Origin of the sequence: Fulvivirga sp. (genome assembly GCF_040220315.1) — a bacterium.
Lineage (GTDB): Bacteria > Bacteroidota > Bacteroidia > Cytophagales > Cyclobacteriaceae > Fulvivirga.
The window spans coordinates 1-3,419 of record NZ_JAVJUY010000077.1; the positions used below are offsets into that span (position 1 = coordinate 1).

Genomic DNA, 3,419 nt, shown 5'->3' on the forward strand with positions numbered 1-3,419 from the left:
CAGTATCACCATGACTAAAAGCACCATAAAGTATTACAATGTCTGCATCTGCTTCAACGCAGCTTTCAATAAAAACTAAATCGGTAACCGCCTCCCATAAAGCAAATCCATCTCTAATTGCCTGCTCCTCACCTGCACCAGGAATATCGGGAGTTCCATTTGAGAAAAAATATGATATTACCCTGTGATCCCAAGTTGTACCAATTGTCACAAAGTTCGTAGAAATACCTTCCTTTTTTTCTTTTGTGCTTATTTCATTGGATTCAACTTCCACTGGCCAATCGTCATAATATGTTGTTTTTTTAGACTTCTTTTGTCCATATATGCTTGTAAGAAGCATAAATATTGGAACTGAAAATAGCAATAAATTTTTCATAGCTGGTTTATTTTAATTAAGATTTAAATATTTCAGTCTGTTAATAATGATAGATCAGTAAGATTCAATTGATAGAACTCTTGTCCCGGAATTTTATCAAATGAAATATTTAGAGTCGCATATGCCCCACTAAATATAATTTTCACACCATCCTTCTTATACTTTTCAGGTATTTCACAGGGAACAAACACCAATTGTGAATCGAAGGTGTTTTCTACAGGAGCATAGATTGCATAAGCTTCTAAGTGAGAATGGAAATAGACGGTACCTTCCTTATTACTAATAGTTTGTCCTTTCTCTTCAAAACATTTATTGGGCGACTCATCTCTACACTGGACAAATAGTAGGAGGGTCAGAACCGGTAGATAATAAATAACATTTTTCATAATGACTAATAAATCAATTGTTTAACAAATTATTTAATGAATAACGCAATGTTTAAATAGTACTTCATTATCTGAAAATAAGACTAGTCTCATGTTAAAATTCTTTGTGTAAAATGGTATGAGAAACGATTTAAAGTAAAATGTCAAATGAATTTAGCTGAAATATTTAAATAAAGCAAGTAACGTAATGATATTATTTATAGTTAACTGATTGTAAGCTATAATTCATGTTCAATATTCCTCCCTCTAAAGATTGATCAGCTAATTAATCATTCGGTTTGCATACTCAGCCCCACCAATACACCGAATCCCATTATTCCTTTGAGCTTCATTTTGTTTATCTCAATGTCCCTAGGGCAGTAAAACCATTACTTTTTATTCATTGCCTAAATCATTCTTCACCTAAATAGTCCGCTTACAATCTGCCCCTTTTCTCCGTGAAGGCAGATTGACGCTCAGCTACTCAATCTGTCAGGTTTAAAAACTGTGACTATGAGTAAAGAAGCACGAAAGCAATTATTAGACAGGCCTTCTAAGGCCCTATTTGTCTGTAACCATTCCGGAGGTAAGGATTCCCAGGCCATGTTCAAATGGCTTTATGATCATGTGCCCAGGGAACACTTGATTGTAATCCATGCACGTCTACCCGGAGCAGACTGGGAAGGAACCTTTGAACACGTAGAAAAAACATGTGAGCAAATCCCTGTTTACCAGGTTCAGGCCAATAAAACCTTCTTCGAAATGGTTGAACATCGGGGGATGTGGCCCTCTCCTGCTTTTAGGCAATGTACCAGTGATCTTAAAACGGCTCCGATCTCAAAATTCATCCGGAAGTATTGTAAAGAACACCACTATGACCTGGTGTACAATTGTATTGGACTTCGGGCAGAGGAATCAGATCCCAGGGCATTGAAGGATCCTTTCAGGCTTGACAAGAAGCTAAGCACACAAAAAAGGAAGGTGTACACTGTTTTACCGATCCATGATTACACCACCGCTGCAGTCTTTGCCACCTACGGCATTACCCTGGATCACCTGGCCATCCGACGACACCTCTATCAAATCGGATTGAAGGAAGCAGCTTTAAACGATTGGCCATTCATTTATACCTATGTAGCCGGCATGTCAAGGCATTCCTGCAAGATCTGCATCATGTCAAAAAAAGGAGACCTGCTCTGTAGCGCCCGCGAGGATCCGGATCACTTCCGGAAATACATTGACAAGGAGAAGGAGATTGATCATGAATTTATCAATCCGGGACACTCCACCCCTTCCCTTTCTAACATTCTAAGGGAGTCGAAATCCCAGCAACTAGAGTTGCTGTAAATATTAGTTCGCACTGCTTAAAAAGAAAGGCATCCAGCTTACCAGATGCCTTCCAAAAACCATATTATTCTATCAAAAGATGTCTGGTGAATATTTGATCATCCACATATACTTTTATGATATAGCGACCAGGTTGCAACTGAGAAGTATCAATTGTTAAACCAGTATTCATTTCACCATCTTGCATTAAGACCAAATTTTGGTGTTGATCATAAATTTCGGAGATTATGTTTTTTTCAGGTATCCTTGTTGTAGTTACCTCTTTTGCATTGAGGCTTTCTAGTTCTGCCCTTTGAAAGCTGATATTTAGAAAATCTGATGATGGATTTGGGGACATCATCATGAAGTATCCCCCACAATCATCAACGTCCACCCAAAATTCTTTCCACCAACTCCACCCACAAGTGTTTCGAGCCCTTATTTGAATCGCTTCCTGGTTAGGTGGATTACTGTCCCAATATTCAATCTCAACATATTGAAAATCCGCGAAGCCTCCATATTCTTCATAGATATCCCAATCATACGAATAAGGAATACGCCACTCATATTCCAAGATAGCTGGACTAGGACCTGGGGGGTGATCATAATCTGCATCTGCATAGGTATAATCACAATTGCTTAATTCATTGTTATCCACTGATAATTCAATATTTTGATAGTTTGGTGGACCTAAGACTATACTTTTATTCATTGAAATTCCATTGGAAAAAGTAGCTGTAATTGTTTGACTTCCGCTATAGCTACTATATTTTGACTTTACGGAAATGCTATTTCCTGTACTACTGACTATCTGAAGATTTGGAGAAACAGACCAACTTGCTGAACCAACAGTAGAACACGAAGTGAATGTGTAAGTAGCGGTTCCGCAGGAGGTCTCTGGCCCAACCAGATCTATTGCCATTGGTCGAACTGTTGGCTGTTGGGGGATACCATTTATTTCCTGAAGTACCCAATCAACATTATCATTGGTCAATTGAATATGTGATTCATTCACAGCTGGAGCAAAATACGAATCAAAGGGTATCTCGTTTGTACAGATAAGATTTCTATTTATAGGGTTTTTCCATAGAAAATTTGAGCTTTCAAAAGCCAAAGCGCTCACTGAGGGAATAAAGCTATGGTTAGGTTGATAGGCTGACCAGCTTACAAATAATCCTGCATCTTTAAATGCTTTATCAAACTTCTCATACATGATTTCTCCTGTATTAAAAGTAGATCCCGGAGTTACGTCCATTGATCCATTCTGATTTGGGTTGTAAGTTGTGACAGTCTGGCTGTATGATGGGTCAAGTATGCTAATGAAGGTTTTGCCTTGAAAAGTTTGTAGTGAC

General features: G+C 38.2%; 4 protein-coding genes. 1 reads left to right on the top strand and 3 read right to left on the bottom strand.

Annotation, left to right across the window (positions count from 1 at the left end):
- The coding region (locus RLO81_RS03465) for a matrixin family metalloprotease (RefSeq protein WP_350107282.1) at window positions 1-376 on the bottom strand (376 nt) is incomplete at its 3' end.
- A gap of 32 nt (window positions 377-408) precedes the next feature.
- Window positions 409-762 carry a hypothetical protein gene (locus tag RLO81_RS03470; RefSeq protein WP_350107285.1) on the bottom strand — a complete coding sequence of 118 codons (354 nt, stop codon included), beginning with the start codon at window positions 760-762 and terminating at the stop codon, window positions 409-411.
- 492 nt (window positions 763-1,254) lie between these two features.
- Here RLO81_RS03470 and RLO81_RS03475 point away from each other — a divergent pair, with 492 nt between their 5' ends.
- On the top strand, window positions 1,255-2,088 hold the full coding sequence (locus tag RLO81_RS03475) for a phosphoadenosine phosphosulfate reductase domain-containing protein (RefSeq protein ID WP_350107288.1): 834 nt from the start codon (window positions 1,255-1,257) through the stop codon (window positions 2,086-2,088).
- A gap of 64 nt (window positions 2,089-2,152) precedes the next feature.
- Here the strand turns inward: RLO81_RS03475 and RLO81_RS03480 are convergent.
- Window positions 2,153-3,419, bottom strand: a 1,267-nt coding sequence (locus tag RLO81_RS03480) for a T9SS type A sorting domain-containing protein (RefSeq protein ID WP_350107291.1), incomplete at its 5' end; no start/stop codon positions are given.